Annotated in this window: 22 protein-coding genes and 2 other annotated features; all 22 genes read left to right on the top strand. The window is 47.9% G+C overall.

All coding sequences use genetic code 11. The annotated features are described in order from the left end of the window. Positions 1–97 precede the first annotated feature (97 nt). Positions 98–553 (top strand): CtsR family transcriptional regulator, encoded by a 456-nt coding sequence (locus tag DVG79_RS14490; RefSeq protein ID WP_114597352.1) that lies wholly within the window; start codon positions 98–100, stop codon positions 551–553. A gap of 16 nt (positions 554–569) precedes the next feature. Further along, a complete protein-coding gene (locus DVG79_RS14495) occupies positions 570–998 on the top strand; it encodes a hypothetical protein (protein ID WP_114597353.1) in 429 nt (142 codons plus the stop codon). After that, positions 991–2,064 (top strand): protein arginine kinase, encoded by a 1,074-nt coding sequence (locus DVG79_RS14500; protein WP_114597354.1) that lies wholly within the window; start codon positions 991–993, stop codon positions 2,062–2,064. The genes DVG79_RS14495 and DVG79_RS14500 overlap by 8 nt, the downstream gene beginning before the upstream one ends. Beyond that, positions 2,064–4,511 (top strand): ATP-dependent protease ATP-binding subunit ClpC, encoded by a 2,448-nt coding sequence (clpC, locus tag DVG79_RS14505; RefSeq protein WP_114597355.1) that lies wholly within the window; start codon positions 2,064–2,066, stop codon positions 4,509–4,511. The genes DVG79_RS14500 and clpC overlap by 1 nt, the downstream gene beginning before the upstream one ends. A gap of 79 nt (positions 4,512–4,590) precedes the next feature. Further along, positions 4,591–5,967, top strand: a complete 1,377-nt coding sequence (gene radA, locus DVG79_RS14510; protein WP_233494618.1) for a DNA repair protein RadA — start codon at positions 4,591–4,593, stop codon at positions 5,965–5,967. A 131-nt stretch (positions 5,968–6,098) separates the two neighbouring features. Next, on the top strand, positions 6,099–7,187 hold the full coding sequence (locus DVG79_RS14515) for a PIN/TRAM domain-containing protein (protein WP_114597357.1): 1,089 nt from the start codon (positions 6,099–6,101) through the stop codon (positions 7,185–7,187). A 58-nt stretch (positions 7,188–7,245) separates the two neighbouring features. Further along, on the top strand, positions 7,246–7,929 hold the full coding sequence (gene ispD / locus DVG79_RS14520) for a 2-C-methyl-D-erythritol 4-phosphate cytidylyltransferase (protein WP_114597358.1): 684 nt from the start codon (positions 7,246–7,248) through the stop codon (positions 7,927–7,929). Between the two features lie 2 nt (positions 7,930–7,931). Further along, entirely contained in the window at positions 7,932–8,414 is a 483-nt protein-coding gene (gene ispF, locus DVG79_RS14525; protein ID WP_041261398.1) for a 2-C-methyl-D-erythritol 2,4-cyclodiphosphate synthase, read from the top strand. Between the two features lie 45 nt (positions 8,415–8,459). Beyond that, the gene (gene gltX, locus DVG79_RS14530; RefSeq protein ID WP_114597359.1) at positions 8,460–9,905 is read left to right on the top strand and encodes a glutamate--tRNA ligase; all 1,446 of its coding nucleotides are present in this window, start codon (positions 8,460–8,462) and stop codon (positions 9,903–9,905) included. After that, positions 9,906–10,124, top strand: a binding site (T-box leader). Between the two features lie 45 nt (positions 10,125–10,169). Beyond that, entirely contained in the window at positions 10,170–10,853 is a 684-nt protein-coding gene (gene cysE / locus DVG79_RS14535) for a serine O-acetyltransferase (RefSeq protein WP_114597360.1), read from the top strand. After that, the gene (gene cysS, locus DVG79_RS14540; RefSeq protein WP_114597361.1) at positions 10,807–12,204 is read left to right on the top strand and encodes a cysteine--tRNA ligase; all 1,398 of its coding nucleotides are present in this window, start codon (positions 10,807–10,809) and stop codon (positions 12,202–12,204) included. Before cysE ends, cysS begins: the two co-directional genes overlap by 47 nt. Beyond that, the gene (locus DVG79_RS14545) at positions 12,201–12,605 is read left to right on the top strand and encodes a Mini-ribonuclease 3 (RefSeq protein ID WP_114597362.1); all 405 of its coding nucleotides are present in this window, start codon (positions 12,201–12,203) and stop codon (positions 12,603–12,605) included. Before cysS ends, DVG79_RS14545 begins: the two co-directional genes overlap by 4 nt. A gap of 91 nt (positions 12,606–12,696) precedes the next feature. Continuing rightward, positions 12,697–13,461, top strand: coding sequence for a 23S rRNA (guanosine(2251)-2'-O)-methyltransferase RlmB (gene rlmB, locus DVG79_RS14550; protein WP_026826906.1), 765 nt, complete (start codon positions 12,697–12,699; stop codon positions 13,459–13,461). Next, positions 13,458–13,988 carry an NYN domain-containing protein gene (locus tag DVG79_RS14555; protein WP_114597363.1) on the top strand — a complete coding sequence of 177 codons (531 nt, stop codon included), beginning with the start codon at positions 13,458–13,460 and terminating at the stop codon, positions 13,986–13,988. Before rlmB ends, DVG79_RS14555 begins: the two co-directional genes overlap by 4 nt. 190 nt (positions 13,989–14,178) lie before the next feature. Then, on the top strand, positions 14,179–14,820 hold the full coding sequence (sigH, locus tag DVG79_RS14560) for an RNA polymerase sporulation sigma factor SigH (protein WP_012368992.1): 642 nt from the start codon (positions 14,179–14,181) through the stop codon (positions 14,818–14,820). 155 nt (positions 14,821–14,975) lie between these two features. Beyond that, positions 14,976–15,122 (top strand): 50S ribosomal protein L33, encoded by a 147-nt coding sequence (rpmG, locus tag DVG79_RS14565; protein ID WP_012368993.1) that lies wholly within the window; start codon positions 14,976–14,978, stop codon positions 15,120–15,122. Positions 15,123–15,166: 44 nt separating this feature from the next. Next, positions 15,167–15,337 (top strand): preprotein translocase subunit SecE, encoded by a 171-nt coding sequence (gene secE / locus DVG79_RS14570; protein ID WP_014969138.1) that lies wholly within the window; start codon positions 15,167–15,169, stop codon positions 15,335–15,337. Positions 15,338–15,356: 19 nt separating this feature from the next. After that, positions 15,357–15,908, top strand: a complete 552-nt coding sequence (nusG, locus tag DVG79_RS14575; RefSeq protein WP_026826909.1) for a transcription termination/antitermination protein NusG — start codon at positions 15,357–15,359, stop codon at positions 15,906–15,908. A gap of 149 nt (positions 15,909–16,057) precedes the next feature. Next, positions 16,058–16,483 (top strand): 50S ribosomal protein L11, encoded by a 426-nt coding sequence (rplK, locus tag DVG79_RS14580; protein ID WP_012368996.1) that lies wholly within the window; start codon positions 16,058–16,060, stop codon positions 16,481–16,483. A 116-nt stretch (positions 16,484–16,599) separates the two neighbouring features. Beyond that, positions 16,600–17,286, top strand: coding sequence for a 50S ribosomal protein L1 (gene rplA, locus DVG79_RS14585; protein WP_034769418.1), 687 nt, complete (start codon positions 16,600–16,602; stop codon positions 17,284–17,286). A gap of 54 nt (positions 17,287–17,340) precedes the next feature. Further along, positions 17,341–17,495 (top strand) — a sequence feature (ribosomal protein L10 leader region). A gap of 50 nt (positions 17,496–17,545) precedes the next feature. Beyond that, positions 17,546–18,052: a 50S ribosomal protein L10 gene (rplJ, locus tag DVG79_RS14590; RefSeq protein ID WP_012368998.1), complete on the top strand. Its 507-nt coding sequence runs from the start codon at positions 17,546–17,548 to the stop codon at positions 18,050–18,052. 76 nt (positions 18,053–18,128) lie between these two features. Beyond that, positions 18,129–18,494, top strand: a complete 366-nt coding sequence (gene rplL / locus DVG79_RS14595; protein WP_012368999.1) for a 50S ribosomal protein L7/L12 — start codon at positions 18,129–18,131, stop codon at positions 18,492–18,494. The last annotated feature ends 75 nt before the right edge of the window (positions 18,495–18,569 follow it).

Genomic DNA, 18,569 nt, shown 5'->3' on the forward strand with positions numbered 1-18,569 from the left:
GTATGCTAAATGAAAAGCCTAAATGGTTGCATTTCACTTTTAAGATGATTACTATTAAATCAAACAATAGTCAAAGATGGTCAGAGAGGTGGTGCCCATGCAAAACATCACAGATATCATCGAAGCCTATTTAAAGCAGATTTTACATGATGAGAAAAAAATTGAAATCAAACGCCAGGAAATTGCAGAACGTTTTGATTGTGTACCCTCACAAATCAATTATGTCATCAACACCCGTTTTACGGTTGAAAAGGGTTATTTTGTTGAAAGTAAACGTGGTGGCGGTGGGTATATCCGCATTCAAAAGATTGTCATTTTAGATAGTCATGATCTGTTAGATGAAGTCAGCCAATGGGTTGGAAACGATTTAACCGAACAAGCTGCAGAAGATTATCTGATTCGTTTAGTAAACGAGCAGCTGTTGACACGGCGAGAAGCGATTTTGATTCAATCGTTGTTGCAAAAGGAAAGTCTACCAATGGCACTTGAGGATCAACGCCGGATGCGGGCTCATTTGATGCAGACCGTCCTGCAAACCATTAAGCGACTGTGACACGGGAGGAATGTGTATGCGTTGTCAGCGGTGTGGTGAACGAGAAGCTGTCGTCCGTGTCAAACTCCCACAAGACCAAGAGGGAACAGAACAAGTTCTTTGTTCTGTTTGTGTAAAAGAACTGGCAAAAGCCTATCAAGAAACCGCTTGTCCTTCATGTGGGATGACACGCCAACAACTTTTACATTTGCGAAAAGTTGGTTGTGCAACATGCTATTCGTTTTTTAAAGAAGAAGTAGATGGGATGATTCGTCAGTTTCAACACGGTCATACGAAACATTATGGTTCACGTCCTGAAGAAGAGTCGGTCGAAAAAAGATTGGCACAACAGTTGAGTCGACTCAAAGAACAGTTGAACCGTAAGATTTTATCGGAAGACTATGAAGAAGCAGAACTCATTAAACAGCAGATTGTAAATGTGGAGGAGGATTTGCGCCATGTTTGAAGAACTATTGACGCAACCTCTTAGTCAAAAGATGGATCAACAGGCACCTTACGATGATATCGTCGTTTCGACACGAATTCGTTTAGCGCGTAACGTAGCCCATTATCCTTTTTCGACAAGAATGACAGAAGAACAGGCAAATGCGTTAATCAACGAAACAGAACGTCAATTATCCGGACTAAAAGGATTTCAATTCGGGCGGGTCGATCAAGTTGATGCCTTAACGCGAACTGCTTTAGTAGAAAAACATTTGATCAGTCCTGCCCTTGCGACACATCCACGAACCGGACTTTTTATCAGTGAAGATGAACAGATCAGTGTCATGGTGAATGAAGAAGATCATTTTCGTATTCAAACCCTGTTACCGGGTTTGCAGTTAGAAGAAGCTTTTCGCGTGGCAAAGCAGGTCGATCGTTTAATCAGTGAACGCTTCAAGATAGCTTTTGATGATACGCTCGGTTATTTGACGACTTGTCCGAGTAACGTCGGTACAGGCCTACGGGCTTCGGTGATGTTGCATTTACCGGGACTCGTCCTGACCAATCAAATCCAAGGGTATATTAAACACCTGCGGCAGCTCGGTTTTGCAATTCGCGGGCGTTACGGCGAAGGAAGCGATGCTTCCGGTCGAATGTTCCAATTATCGAATCAACGGACACTTGGAGCGAGTGAGGATATGCTGATTACGGATTATCAATTTGCTGTTGAAGCATTAATTGAGGCAGAACAAGCGGCAAGAAAAGGATTATTGGAGACGTATCAAGAAGAACTAGAAGACCGGCTTTACCGGTCATCCGGAATTTTGCGATCGGCCCGATTAATTACGGCACGGGAAGCAACGGAGCGTTTATCGGATGTCCGGTTAGCCGATAGCCTCGGTTTGGCCGTGGAACTTCCGCCAAACTTGTTTCATCATTTACTTGTATCGTTACAAACAGGTTTTCTACAAAAGCATTTCGGGAAACAATTAACATCAAGAGAACGGGACATCGAACGTGCGAGTATCATTCGTCAGATGTTAACCGAACAGACAAACAGGGATCACACACAAGGAGGTTTTGCGTAATGATGTTTGGACGATTCACAGAACGTGCTCAACGCGTACTCGCACTTGCTCAAGAAGAAGCGGTACGTCTTGGTCACCATAATATCGGGACAGAACACATTTTACTCGGACTTGTACGTGAAGGAGACGGGATTGCGGCGAAAGCCTTAACAGCACTCGGACTCAGTTCAGATAAGATTCAAATGGAAGTTGAAGCTTTAATCGGTCGCGGTCAAGACGGTGCGACGACGATTCACTATACACCACGCGCGAAAAAAGTCATCGAGCTGTCGATGGATGAAGCCCGTAAACTCGGTCATTCGTACGTCGGCACGGAGCATCTCTTGCTCGGCCTGATCCGTGAAGGAGAAGGCGTCGCAGCACGTGTCTTGAACAACCTTGGCATCAGTCTCTCTAAAGCCCGTCAGCAGGTGCTTCAACTGCTTGGTAACAGTGAAACGACAGCCAATGCATCGCAAGCAGGGTCTGGTGTCGCGACACCGACGCTTGACGGTCTCGCACGAGATTTGACACAACAGGCACGGGAAACACGTCTTGATCCAGTGATCGGCCGTGCGAAAGAAATCCAACGTGTCATCGAAGTCTTAAGCCGTCGAACGAAAAACAATCCGGTCTTGATCGGAGAGCCGGGTGTTGGTAAAACAGCCGTCGTCGAAGGTCTTGCCCAACAAATCATCAACAATGAAGTGCCGGAGACGTTACGGAATAAACGCGTCATGGTTCTCGATATGGGAACACTCGTCGCCGGAACAAAATACCGTGGTGAGTTCGAAGACCGTTTGAAAAAAGTCATGGATGAGATTCGTCAGGCCGGAAATATCATTCTCTTCATCGACGAATTGCACACATTGATTGGTGCCGGTGGAGCAGAAGGGGCAATTGATGCCTCGAACATCCTCAAGCCGTCACTCGCCCGTGGTGAACTCCAGTGTATCGGAGCGACAACGCTCGATGAGTACCGGAAATACATCGAAAAAGATGCGGCACTCGAACGTCGTTTCCAACCGATTCAAGTGGCTGAACCAACAACAGATGAAGCGACACAAATCTTGTTTGGTCTTCGTGACCGTTATGAAGCACACCACCGTGTGACGATTACGGATGAAGCCATTCAAGAAGCAGTCACACTTTCGGACCGTTACATCTCGGACCGTTTCCTACCGGATAAAGCGATTGACTTGATTGATGAAGCCGCTTCAAAAGTTCGTTTGCGCTCCTATACAGCACCACCAAACCTAAAAGAAGTCGAAGCGAAGCTTGAAGGTATTCGTAAAGACAAAGACGAAGCCGTTCAAAGCCAGGAATTCGAAAAAGCAGCCAGTCTCCGTGATACAGAACAAAAATTGCGTGATGAATTGGAACGCTTAAAAGAAGAATGGCAGAACAAGCAAGGCAATGAAAAATTAGAAGTGACGAAAGACGATATCGCACAAGTCGTCGCCAACTGGACAGGTGTTCCGGTCACGAAAATTGCTGAAGAAGAAACCGACCGCTTATTGCGTCTTGAAGAAATCCTTCATGGACGTGTCATCGGTCAAAACGAAGCCGTTAAATCGATTTCCAAAGCAATTCGCCGTGCGCGAGCCGGTCTAAAAGATCCAAAACGTCCAATTGGTTCATTTATCTTCCTCGGACCAACCGGTGTCGGTAAAACGGAACTGGCCCGGGCTGTCGCGGAAGCGATGTTCGGTGACGAAGATGCCATCATCCGGATCGATATGTCCGAATATATGGAGAAACATGCGACAAGTCGTCTTGTCGGTTCTCCTCCGGGATACGTCGGGTATGAAGAAGGCGGTCAGTTAACAGAAAAAGTACGCCGGAAACCATACTCTGTCATCTTGCTTGATGAAATCGAAAAAGCACATCCTGAAGTCTTCAACATCTTGCTTCAAGTGCTTGACGACGGTCGCTTGACGGATTCAAAAGGCCGGACAGTCGACTTCCGAAATACGATCATCGTCATGACGTCAAACGTCGGAGCAAGTGCACTCAAACGTAACAAATACGTTGGTTTCGCAGTCTCCGATGATACGGACCGTGAGTACAAAGACATGAAGGGGAAAGTCATGGATGAGCTGAAAAAAGCCTTCCGTCCTGAATTCTTGAACCGGATTGACGAAACAATCGTCTTCCACTCACTTGAGAAAAAACACATCGAAGAAATCGTGAAATTAATGGCAAAAACGCTTGAAAAACGTCTTGCGGAACAACAAGTGCATTTCGAGTTGACGCCAGCCGCGCTCTCGAAAATCGCGGATATCGGATACGATCCGGAATACGGAGCCCGTCCTATCCGTCGTGCTCTTCAACGGGAAGCAGAGGATCGTTTGTCAGAAGCCTTGCTTGCAGGTGATATTCAAAAAGGTGAGCGGGTGGCACTTGATGTCGAAGATGGTGAATTCATCGTCCGCCGTCATCAGGCTGAACCAGCAACGACTGAATAATTGATCAACAGGGTCCAGCTTTCGCAAGTATGTGGCGAAAGCTGGATTTTTTTCTTGATAAAAAGAAAGGATGAATCGCTTGGCTAAAATAAAGACGAAATTTGTCTGCCAGAGTTGTGGTACGGAATCTCCCAAATGGATGGGACGCTGTTCCGGCTGTGGCGAATGGAACACGATGATCGAAGAAGTCGTTGAAGAGAAAAAAGCACGGCGCGGTTCTGCCTTCGTGCATACGACAACCAAACAATTAAAACCGGAACGCTTATCAAATATCTTGTCACAGGAAGAAAGCCGTGTCTTTACAGGCAGCGGTGAATTTGACCGGGTCCTCGGCGGTGGAATCGTACCGGGCTCGATGGTTCTTGTCGGCGGCGATCCCGGAATCGGGAAGTCGACGATCTTGCTTCAAACCAGTGCCCGTCTTGCGGCGCGTGGAGAAAAAGTCCTGTACATTTCAGGGGAAGAATCGCTGAAACAAACGAAACTGCGGGCGGAACGCCTCGGATTGCCGACACAGGACCTGTTTGTCTTGAGTGAGACAGACATGAACATGATCGAACGGGTCGTCGACGAAGAAAATCCGGGCTTTTTGATCATCGACTCCATTCAAACCGTGTATATCGATGAGATTCAGTCGGCTCCGGGCAGTGTCACGCAAGTCCGGGAATGTACAGCGATGCTGATGAAAATCGCGAAGAGTCGTGGTATTGCCATCTTTATCGTCGGTCACGTAACCAAACAAGGATCGATTGCCGGACCGCGTTTACTTGAGCATATGGTAGATGCCGTCTTGTACTTTGAAGGGGAGCGCCACCACACGTTCCGGATTTTACGGGCAGTCAAAAACCGGTTCGGTTCGACGAATGAAATCGGTATTTTTGAAATGCGTGAATCCGGTCTTGAGGAAGTCCTGAATCCATCGGAGATTTTCCTCGAAGAACGGACATCCGGTGTATCCGGTTCGACGATCGTCGCCTCGATGGAGGGAACGCGGACAGTTCTTGTGGAACTGCAAGCATTGATTTCTCCGACATCGTTCGGTAACCCGCGTCGCATGGCGACCGGGATTGATCAGAATAAAGTCGCTTTGCTGATGGCGGTTCTGGAAAAACGGTCAGGCTTGTTGCTCCAGACGCAAGATGCATATCTTAAGGCGGCGGGTGGAGTCAAACTCGATGAACCGGCCATCGATTTAGCAATTTGTGTCGCGGTCGCATCCAGTTTCCGCGATAAGCCGACCCGACCGACAGATGTCGTCATCGGCGAAGTCGGGCTGACGGGCGAAGTCAGACGTGTTTCACGGATCGAACAACGGGTCGCGGAAGCGGCGAAGCTTGGTTTCACCCGTGCCATCATTCCGAAGAATAATCTGGGAGGTTGGACATATCCGCCCGGCATCACGGTAATCGGAGTCGAGAGTGTGGATGAAGCATTACGGGAAACGATTCCGTTTTAAGCGGTTTCAACTACGGCAAAAGATGGGGAAGGTGTAACAGACCTGTAAACAGTTTCCCCATCTTAAGGCGTAGGTGATTCAAATAAATACATGTTACAATGAACTTAAAATAATAAAAGGAGGTGGGAAGATTGAAAATCGTCATCAGGATCTTTTTTGCGTTACTAGGTCTTGCGCTTGGTATCTTGTTGCTTCCTCAATTGTTTCAGCTGATTGAAGCGGCGACGAAGATGGCTTTCCCGGAATGGTTGATGACCACATACGTAACAGGAACGATTGGTGCACTCATATTTTTATTAATTGGATTATTCATTACGGATTCTGTGATTCGGCTTCTCCGGTTTTTAGAAGAAAAGTTAGTGAAAGCACCTGTCGCCGATCTATTTTTCGGCACATTCGGCTTATTGGTCGGTCTCGTCATGGCTTTTCTTGTCAGCATGCTGATTGAACTTGTCGGTATTCCTTTACTCAGTAATGTGTTAACCATGATTGTCGCAGTACTGTTCGGTTACCTCGGATTTACGGTCGGCTACCGGAAGCGTCACGAACTGACGAAAGTCTTCTTGCGCAACAGTAACAATCAGACGGAGAAAAAAGCGGCTGAGCCTGTTGTTGTCGCAAAATCAAACAGTAAAGTCCTCGATACGAGTGTTATCATCGACGGCCGGATTACGGATATCGCAAAAACAGGATTTGTCGAAGGCAAACTGATTGTTCCGCAATTCGTCATCGGCGAGTTGCAGTATATTGCGGACTCATCAGATACACTGAAGCGAAACCGCGGACGTCGCGGGCTCGATGTGCTGAAGGAATTGCAATCGATTCCGGGCATGGAAGTCGAGATTTATGACGGGGACTTTGAGGATGTTCCGGAAGTCGACATCAAGTTGATTAAGCTGGCAGAACTGATTAAAGGAATCGTCGTCACGAACGACTACAACTTAAATAAGGTCTGTGAAGTACGGAATGTACCGGTCTTGAACATCAACGATCTGGCGAATGCCGTCAAACAGGTGGTCATCCCCGGTGAAGAGATGACGGTCCTCGTCATCAAAGAAGGAAAAGAGCAGAAACAGGGAATTGCCTATCTCGAGGATGGAACGATGGTCGTCGTGGAAGAAGGAAAACATTTGATTTCGAAAACGATTGGTGTTGTCGTGACCAGTGTGCTGCAGACATCTGCCGGACGGATGATTTTCGCGAAACCCCAGGAAAAATAAACAGCAGACTGCCAAATCTCTTTTGGCAGTCTTTACTTATGGGAAAAGAGGGAACTAGATGAAAGAGCACACATACCGGATTGTCATTCCGGCCGCCGGAGCAGGGAAACGGATGGGAGCAGATCGAAACAAATTAATGCTGACGTTACGAAACCGGTCCATCATCGAATGGACGCTGGATGTCTTTGAGCAGGATCCGGCTTGTCTTGAAATCATTTTGGCAATTAATCCGGCGGAGCAACCATGGTTCGAACGTATCACAGCACCATACAAGACGTCGATCCGTCTCGTCCCGGGTGGACGCGAGCGTCAGGAAAGTGTGCAGCGTGGACTAGAAGCGGTGACAGCACCCGGTATCGTCCTGATTCATGACGGAGCCCGACCATTCGTGACGATCGAATCGATTCAGCAGGTCGTCCAAGCAGCTGAAGAGACCGGAGCTGCGATTTTAGGTGTGCCGATTAAGGATACCGTCAAACGGATTGACGGCGACGCGATTGTCGAGACGGTTCCCCGGGATCAGCTGATGGCAGCCCAAACACCGCAAGCCTTTGAGTTGGAGCGGATTCGAACTGTTCATGCGAAGGCGGCGACGGAATTTTTAGGTACGGATGACGCAAGTTTGATAGAATGGGACGGAGGAACGGTGACTTGGGTCACCGGACAATACGAGAACATTAAAGTGACGACGCCGGACGATTTATTGTTTGGAGAAGCCATTCTAACGAAACGGGGGAAATGAAGATGATCCGAATTGGACAAGGATTTGATGTACATGCTTTTGCAGAGGACCGCAAACTGATTTTAGGTGGGATTGAGATTCCGCATACGAAAGGGTTACTCGGTCACTCGGATGCGGACGTCCTGTTACATACGATTGCTGACGCAGCGCTTGGTGCGATTGCGGCGGGTGATATCGGGAAACACTTCCCGGATACGGATCCGGAATTTAAAGATGCTGACTCAGCAAAATTGCTGCAGCACGTGTATGCACTCGTCAAAGCACAAGGTTATGAACTGGGCAATTTAGACGCGACCGTCATTGCACAAGCACCGAAATTACGTCCGTATATCGATACGATGCGGGCACGGATCGCGGAACTGCTTGAAGCGGATATCGAACAGATCAACGTCAAGGCGACGACGACAGAATGGCTCGGCTTTACCGGGCGTGAAGAAGGAATCGCATGTCAGGCTGTGATTTTGCTGAAACGAATCGAAGAATAAGGTATACTAGGTAAGCGAATTTTAGACTAAAGGAGTGGATCGGTAATGGCAGAAGTACGTGTACGTTATGCACCAAGTCCAACGGGACACCTTCATATTGGAAATGCACGAACAGCATTGTTTAACTACCTGTTTGCACGACACGCAGGCGGTAAGATGATTTTACGGATTGAGGATACGGATCAGAAACGAAACATCGATGGTGGTGTGGAAAGTCAGATGAAGTACCTCGAGTGGCTCGGCATCGACTGGGATGAAGGTCCGGGTCGCGGTGGCGACTATGGTCCTTACTTCCAAATGGAGCGGCTCGATCTGTACAAAAAATACACAGACGAGTTACTTGAAAAGGGACTGGCTTACCGCTGTTACATGACATCGGAAGAGCTCGAAGCGGAACGGGAAGCGCAAATCGCACGTGGGGAAGCACCACGTTATTCAGGTGCACACCGCAACCTGACGCAAGAACAAGAAGAGGCGTTCGTTGCAGAAGGCCGGACACCGTCGATTCGGATCCGTGTTCCGGAAAGCGTCACCTACACATGGAACGATATCGTCAAAGAAGACGTTTCGTTCGAATCAAAAGACTTCGGTGATTGGGTCATCGTCAAAAAAGACGGGATCCCGACGTACAACTTCGCTGTCGTCGTCGATGATTACTTGATGGCAATCAGCCATGTCCTCCGCGGGGACGATCATATCTCGAATACACCAAAACAAATGATGATTTATGATGCATTCGGTTGGGAGTACCCGACATTCGGACATATGACATTAATCGTCAACGAAGAACACAAAAAACTGTCGAAACGTGATCAGTCGATCATCCAATACATCGAGCAGTATAAAGATCTCGGTTACTTGCCGGAAGCGTTACTGAACTTCGTGACGTTACTCGGCTGGTCGCCGGTCGGTGAACAGGAAATCTTCACGAAAGAAGAGTTCATCGAAATCTTTGATGCATCTCGTTTGTCGAAGAGTCCGGCTGTCTTTGACCAGCAAAAACTGGCTTGGATCAACGGTCAATACATGAAACACCAATCGTTCGAAGAAGTATTCGAAGCGAGCCTGCCATTCCTGCAGGACGCGGGACGCGTTGCAAGCGAACCGACGGAAGAAGAGCTTGTCTGGGCACAAAATCTGGTCGGATTATACCGGGAACAGATGACACACGGCGCAGAAATCGTCGAGCTTTCAGAGATGTTCTTTGAGGATGAACTGGTGTATGATGAAGAAGCAAACACTGTCTTGGCAGGAGAAACTGTTCCTGCAGTCTTAAGTGAATTCGCGAATCAGTTGCGGACGCTTGAAGAATGGACACCGGAAGCGATCAAAGGCGCAATCAAAGCGACTCAAAAAGCGACCGGACAAAAAGGGAAAAATCTGTTCATGCCAATCCGTGTCGCAACGACCGGACAAACACATGGACCGGAGCTCCCGAACACGATTCAATTATTAGGAAAAGACCGCGTACTCGCGCGTCTGGACGCATAAAATAAAGCGTAGATGAGGAAAGTAGGAACGATGTCCGTTATACAGAGACAAGCTTGCATGGTGAGAAAGCTTGAACGGACGCGCTTTCGAAATGCCCCTCTGAGTGCTGCCCGAAATCAGTGAGAGTAGGCGTAGACGTATCTCCGGCGTTAACGGACCGGAGAGGGATGGTTCAGTTCATCCAAACAGAGTGGGACCGCGCTGATTGGCGTCTCTGTGCAGCGATGCACGGAGGCGCTTTTTCTTATGGAGAGGAGAACGAACATGACACGGATGCGTGAAGATATCCGCAATGTATTTAAACAGGATCCGGCAGCCCGGAGTACGATGGAAGTCGTCTTGACCTATCCGGGATTACATGCCGTCTGGATGCATCGATTGGCGCATCGTATGTGGAAGATGAATCTGCATCTCGCCGCACGGATGTTGTCGCAATTCAGTCGGTTCCTGACGGGAATCGAGATTCATCCCGGTGCGACGATCGGCCGGCGTTTTTTCATCGACCATGGTATGGGCGTCGTCATTGGTGAGACAGCGATTATTGGCGACGATGTCACCTTATTCCAAGGTGTGACACTCGGGGGAACAGGGAAAGAAACGGGCAAACGGCATCCGACACTCGGAAATGGTGTCCTCGTATCAGCCGGAGCACGTGTCCTCGGTGATATCACGATCGGTGATTCATCGAAGATTGGCGCAAGCTCGGTCGTTCTAAAAGATGTGCCGTCAAATGCGACCGTTGTCGGAATTCCCGGACGTGTCGTGATACAAGACGGAATAAAAGTCGATGCGCCGCTTGATCATCAATTACCTGATCCGGTTCGCGAATGCCAGGAACGGGTTGAACTGGAACTGGAACAATTAAAACGTGAGATTGAACGAATACAAGGAGGACACCGCCATGATACAACTTTACAACAGCATGACCGGAAAAAAGGAACCGTTTAAACCGCTCGAAGAAGGAAAGGTCAAGATGTATGTCTGTGGACCGACTGTCTATAATTACATCCATATCGGGAATGCCCGTCCGGCCATCGTCTTCGATACGGTCCGCCGCTACTTTACGTACCGGGGCTACGAAGTGAAATATGTCTCGAACTTCACGGATGTCGACGATAAAATCATCCGGACAGCGAACGAACTCGGAGAAGATTATCACGCGCTGACGAAACGATTCATTGAAGCCTATCACGCGGATACAGGTGCATTGAATGTCCAAAAAGCGGATATTCATCCGCTCGTCACGGAAACGATGGACGATATCATCGCCTTCATCGAAGTCCTCGTCGAAAAAGGAAATGCCTACGCGTCAAGCGGAGATGTTTACTTCCGGACACGCAGCTTTAAAGATTACGGTCAATTGAGCCAACAGTCGATTGATGAACTCCGCTCGGGTGCGCGGATTGAAGTCGGTGAGAAAAAAGAGGATCCGCTCGATTTCGTTTTATGGAAAGCGGCAAAACCGGGTGAACCGGCATGGACGAGTCCATGGGGAGAAGGTCGTCCCGGCTGGCACATAGAGTGCTCGGCGATGGCGAAAAAGTATCTCGGGGATACGATCGATATCCACGCGGGCGGACAAGACCTTAAATTCCCGCACCATGAAAATGAAATTGCCCAATCGGAAGCCTGCAACTCACAAAAGTTTGCAAACTACTGGATGCATAACGGATTCCTCAACATCGAAAACGAGAAGATGTCAAAATCACTCGGCAACTTCCTGACGGTCCACGAAGCGATTCAAGCCGTCGATCCGATGGTCTTACGTTTCTTCATGCTGTCGGTCCAGTACCGTCATCCAATCAACTACAGCCGTGACCTGATCGATCAGGCGGCAAACGGTCTCGCGCGGATCAGGGAATCCGTCGCAAACGTTGAACACCGTTTGACGATGACGGCTAATCTTGGAACGGCAACGGACAAATGGCTGAACCGGATCGAAGAAATCAAGCAACACTTCATTACATCGATGGATGATGATTTCAATACAGCGAACGCTGTGACCGATTTGTTTGATCTGTCGAAAGAAGCAAACCTGTACCTCGGCGAAGACCAAGTCGCAACAGAAGTGCTGGAACGATTCCTGGCAGTCTTTGATGAACTATCGACAGTCCTCGGAGTCACGTTGACAATCGAAAAAGGGTTACTCGATGAAGAAGTCGAACAGCTGATTCGTGATCGGGATACGGCACGGAAAGAACGTGACTTTGCCCGTGCGGACGCGATCCGTGATCAACTACGTGACCAAGGCATCCTTCTTGAGGATACAGCGCAAGGGATGCGGTGGAAGCGCGGATGAAGAACTACAAACAATTAAATGCGCTGGCGCTCGCCTATATGGGTGATGTTGTCTATGAAATGCATGTCCGGGAACGGTTGCTTGAAAAGGGATATGTCAAACCGGGTGAACTGCATCAAGCGGCCATCCGCTATGTCCGCGCTCAGGCGCAAGCCTTCGTCGTGACACACTGGTTAAATGAAAATACGTTGACAGAAGAAGAGCAGGCTGTCGTCCGGCGCGGGAAGAACGCTAAATCAGGTTCCGTTCCGAAAAGTACGGATGTCCATACGTACCGGTACGCAACGGCGTTTGAGGCATTGCTCGGATATGTCTATCTTGCAGAAGGAGGGGATCGTCTTGAAGAACTCATCGGACAAGCGTTCGAATTACTCGAAGCCGAAGCAACGGACGGAAAATAAATCGTTCCAACCGGCACGTAAACAAAAAGACAAGCCGCATGGCGAAAAAGCGAAACAGAAGAAAGTTGAGCCCAAACAAGAAGAGACCATCGTGATCGAACCGCTCGAAGAAGGACAGGATTTCTTATACGGACGGAATCCGGTTCTCGAAGCGTTACGGACGGGTCGTGAGATGAACAAGCTCTTCATCCAAGAAGGGCAGCAGAAAGGACCGCTTGCCGTCATCCATGCGATGGCGAAAGAGGCAGGTGTCCAGACACAAATCGTTCCACGCTCGAAACTACACGGTTTGACGGGAAGCGACAATCACCAGGGTGTCGTTGCTGCCGTCGCTGCCTATGAGTATGCAGAACTCGACGATATCTTTGCACTGGCAGAAAAGAAAGACGAGACGCCATTGATGATTTTACTCGATGAACTCGAAGACCCGCATAATCTCGGATCGATTCTCCGGACGGCAGATGCCGTCGGTGCCCACGGAATCATTATTCCGAAACGCCGGTCTGTCGGATTGACACAGGTTGTCGCGAAAGCTTCGACAGGGGCAATCGAACATATCCCGGTCGTTCGTGTGACGAACTTGACGCGGACGATGGAAGATTTAAAGAAAAAAGGGATTTGGTTTGTCGGGACGGATGCCCGTGAGAGTGATGACTACCGAACGCTCGACGGAACGATGCCACTTGGAATCGTCATCGGCAGTGAAGGAAAAGGCATGAGCCGGCTTGTCCGCGAAAAATGCGATTTCCTTGTTCATCTCCCGATGGCAGGACATGTCACGTCACTCAACGCATCAGTTGCTGCCTCGTTGTTGTTATATGAGGTCTACCGGACAAGAAAGCCGTATTCGCGATGAAATACGACCGTCTGATCGTTGATGGCTACAATATCATTGGCGCATGGCCGGAGTTCCGGACATTGCGGGAGCAGGATTTTGAATTAGCACGGGAACGATTGGTCGATGCGATGGCCGAGTACCAAGCCGTGACAGGAATCAGTGTGACGATTGTCTTCGATGCCTATCTCCAACCGGGGAGAGAATCCCGGATCAGGAAAAGCGGTATCGAAGTCATCTATACACGGGAAAACGAAACGGCGGATGAATGGATTGAGAAAACAGCGGCGGAATGGTTACAGGATATCCGGGTCAAGCTGACGGTTGCGACCAACGATTTCACCGAACAGTGGGTCATCTTCACGCTCGGTGCCCTTCGGATCTCGGCGCAGGAATTACGACGGGACTGGAAGGCGGCGGTTGCCGTCATCCGTGGACAGACGATTGCGTCGAAGACGAGCAAGAAACCACGTTCGACAATCGATATGCCGGCTGATGTCATTGAACGGCTTGAAGAGATCCGGCGGCGTAAAAATTCAGATTCATGAAGAAAATGAAAAAGCGGATTCACGATAAAGTCGTGAAATTCGCTTTTTTTGATACCTCAGATGTCACGTCTTCGCACGATTAACAGGGGAAAAAAGAGGTCATGCCAATTTTCATTGTCGTAAGACAGGAAATTATTGTATAATTAGAAACAATCGATTAGTTTGTTAGAGAAGCTTGGAGGGATGACGGATGAGTTTGGTTTCGTTCGACCAGTTTGAGTGCATGACCGATGAGGCGCTTGTGGAACAAGCGAAGGTATTTGACAACAGTGATGCGCTCGAATTTCTGATCGAGCGGTATCGGAACTTCGTACGCGCCAAGGCACGGTCTTACTTTTTAATCGGAGCGGACCGGGAAGATATCATCCAGGAAGGTATGATCGGTCTGTATAAGGCAGTCCGGGATTACCGCACGGATAAGCTGGCTTCGTTCAAAGGCTTTGCTGAGCTGTGTATTACCCGGCAAATGATTACAGCAATCAAAACCGCAACGCGTCAAAAACATATTCCGCTGAATTCCTACATTTCGCTCGATAAGCCGATTTACGATGACGAATCGGAACGGACGTTACTCGATATCATCACATCGACAGCCCCGTCGGATCCGCAAGTGTTGATCGTGAACCGGGAAGAGTATGCGGATATTGAAAGTAAGATGGATGAAATCCTTAGTGATCTGGAGCGAAAAGTACTGGCGCTCTATCTCGACGGAAGAACCTATCAGGAAATCTCGGATGATCTCGATCGTCATGTCAAGTCAATCGATAATGCCCTTCAACGTGTGAAGAAAAAGCTGGAACGGTATCTTGAAGCACGAAAACTGACGGTCTGATCGAGAGGTGGATTGACCCCGTTAACCGGGTGTGCTACTGTATAAATAGCGCCTTACTAGCGAGACGCCGCTCATAGGCGTTTTTTTTTACGCTCTTTTTTAGAGAGGATTCTCTTCTTGAAGAGAAGGAGTGGCAAAGAAGGAGGTCGTTTGAGATGGCGAAGAAAGTAGGCCTTGCTTGTGATATTTGCGGTGCCCGCGACTACACGACGATGAAAAAAGAGGATGTCAGCATCCGCTTGGAACTGAAGAAGTTCTGTCGCCGTTGTAACGCGCATACGATTCATAAAGAAGCGAAATAAGGCTTCATCTATCCCCATTTACTACATCCTGGAGGGAAAGTACGATGAAATTTTTGCGTGACGTATGGAATGAACTGAAAAAGACGAGCTGGCCGAAACGAAAAGAACTGACGAAGTATACACTGACTGTAATCGGTATGGTCATTTTTATGGGTGTCTTCATCTTCGGTATCGATTCAGGGCTCAGCGCATTCATGAGTTGGTTGATTAAGTAAAAAGAAGAGGTGACGTACCATGGATAAGCAGTGGTTTGTTGTCCAAACGTACTCTGGATTCGAAAATAACGTCAAGGCAAATCTTGAGCGTCGGATTGAATCCATGAACATGGACGAGAAAATCTTCCGTGTACTCGTTCCAATCGAAACGGTACAGGAAGAAGTAACAAACAAAAAAGGTGAAACGAAAATCAAGGAACGTGAAATCAAGATTTTCCCGGGGTATGTCCTCGTGGAGATGGTCATGACGGATGATTCTTGGTATGTCGTCCGTAACACACCGAACGTCACGGGATTCCTCGGTTCGGTTGGCGGCGGTTCAAAACCGACACCACTTCTTCCAGAAGAAGCGGAAAACATTCTCGGATCAATGGGACTTGTTGACATGAAGAGTCGTTATGACTTTACAATGGGACAAATCGTACGGATCAAAGAAGGTGTCTTTGCGAACCTGGAAGGTACGATCGAAGAACTTGAAACAGAAACAGAAAAAATGAAAGTTTCTGTCGATATGTTCGGTCGTGAAACGAAAGTAGAGCTCGATTTCTCACAAGTTGAGAAAATAGATTAAGTTTCCTATTGCGAAACTTTTATTTTAATGGTACAATTTTTCCTGTTTGATGTTGTGCTTATTTCGATAAATTACTCGTCGAATAGAATGAGTGGGAGGACGCGCAACGTCCAATTAAACCACATTAAAGAATTAAGGAGGTGTGTCTCGTGGCGAAGAAGGTTATGAAACTAGTTAAACTTCAAATTCCTGCGGGCAAAGCAAACCCAGCTCCACCAGTTGGACCGGCACTCGGTCAAGCAGGTGTGAACATCATGGGCTTCTGTAAAGAGTTCAACGCTCGTACACAAGACCAAGCCGGCTTGATTATTCCTGTAGTCATCACGGTTTTTGAAGATCGTTCATTTACGTTTATTACTAAAACTCCACCAGCAGCAGTTCTCTTGAAGAAAGCAGCTGGAATCGAGAGCGGTTCAGGCGAGCCTAACCGTAAGAAAGTAGCGACTGTCAAACGTGACAAAGTTCGCGAAATCGCTGAAACGAAAATGCCAGACCTCAACGCAGCATCTGTTGAAACAGCGATGTTGATGGTTGAAGGTACTGCACGTTCTATGGGTATCGTAATCGAAGACTGAGTCTTTTGATTGCAATGAACAACGATGAGGGTCGCAGGCGGATAGTTACTTGAAGCCTTGCTACCCTTTCATTATGTGGGAGGATTTTCCGCACAACCACAAAGGAGGAACCTAAAATGGGTAAGAAGTATAAAGAAGCTGCTAAACTTATCGATCGTACGGTTTCATACGAACTCGCTGAAGCAGTAGACTTGACTAAAAAGTCTGCCACTGCGAAATTCGATGAAACAATCGAACTTGCTGTTCGTCTCGGAGTCGATCCGAAGAAAGCAGATCAACAAATCCGTGGAGCAGTCGTATTGCCACACGGTACTGGTAAAACACAAAAAGTTCTCGTCTTTGCTAAAGGTGAGAAATTAAAAGAAGCGGAAGCTGCTGGAGCAGACTTCGCTGGTGATTCTGAGTACATCACTAAAATCCAACAAGGATGGTTCGACTTCGATGTTATCGTTGCGACACCTGACATGATGGGTGAAGTTGGTAAACTCGGCCGTGTTCTCGGACCTAAAGGCCTCATGCCTAACCCGAAAACAGGAACAGTTACATTTGACGTCACTAAAGCAATCAACGATATCAAAGCTGGTAAAGTTGAGTACCGTGTCGACAAATCTGGTAACATCCACGTTCCAGTCGGTAAAAAATCATTTGATGACGCTAAATTGGTTGAGAACATCAACACAGTCATCGAAACTCTCGTTAAAGTTAAGCCTGCTACTGCTAAAGGTATCTACCTTAAGAACATCGCGATCGCTTCAACAATGGGTCCTGGTGTAAAAGTATCTTCAGCTGACTTTGCGAAATAATTTCGTCTAAAACGAACTTGACAACGTTCTAAGAACGCTGTTACAGTATAAAACGTTGATATATTCGACATACCGTAGACAGAAGGTGCTCATCGATTGAGCATAAACCCTTCCGAGGTGTTCTTGCTCAGAGAGCCTGTTTGTTCAGGTATCCTTTTTGACGATTACGCCTCCTCTGCCTGGCAGACGGAGGCTTTTTATTTGAAATCGAGCAGCCCCTCGCGCCGGTACATTCCATTTACCAGGAGGTGCAACAGAAATGGCAAACGAAAAAGTTATCGCTGTCAAAGCGGATCTCGTATCTGAGATCGCTGAGAAAATGCAAGCGAGCGCTGGAACAATCGTCGTCGACTACCGTGGTCTCACAGTAGACGAAGTAACAGAACTTCGTAAACAACTCCGCGAAGCGGGTGTTGAATTCAAAGTTTATAAAAACGGTCTCCTCCGCCGTGCTGCAGTTCAAAGCAATCTTGAAGGTCTTGACGAAGTCTTTACAGGTCCTACTGCGATCGCCTTCAGCAATGAAGACGTTATCGCTCCAGCTAAGATCTTAAACAACTTCTCGAAAGACCACAAAGCTCTTGAGCTTAAAGGTGGTATCATCGAAGGCAAAGTCACTTCAGTAGAAGATGTCAAAGCCCTTGCGGAACTTCCATCACGCGAAGGTCTCCTTTCGATGCTTCTCAGCGTGCTTCAAGCGCCAATCCGTGGTCTTGCGGTGGCAACGAACGCAATTGCAGAGCAAAAAGAAGAACAATCTGCTTAATATCCGCTTAGCGGGATAGGCAAACACACAATTTTTCACACCCCAACGTGGGTTAAATCAAAGGAGGAAAACCATAATGGCTTTCAACAAAGAGCAATTTATCGAAGACCTCAAGGGCATGACTGTTCTTGAACTTAACGAACTCGTAAAAACAATCGAAGAAGAATTCGGCGTATCAGCAGCAGCTCCAGTAGCAGCAGCAGGTGCAGGCGCAGCAGCAGCTGAAGAGCAAACTGAATTCGACGTAATCCTTACTAGCGCAGGTTCTGGTAAAATCAACGTCATCAAAGCAGTTCGCGAATTGACAGGCCTCGGTCTTAAAGAAGCGAAAGCACTCGTTGACGGAACTCCGGCTCCAGTTAAAGAAGGCGTTTCGAAAGAAGACGCTGACGCAATCAAAGCTAAGCTTGAAGAAGCTGGCGCAAGCGTAGAAGTTAAGTAATTTTCTTCTTCACTTAAAACAAAAGAAGCTCGCTTTGCGGGCTTCTTTTGTTTTCAACTTTAATATAGAGAGGGG

This window comes from Exiguobacterium sp. RIT594 (assembly GCF_003339585.1).
In the GTDB taxonomy this organism is placed as follows: Bacteria; Bacillota; Bacilli; order Exiguobacteriales; family Exiguobacteriaceae; genus Exiguobacterium_A.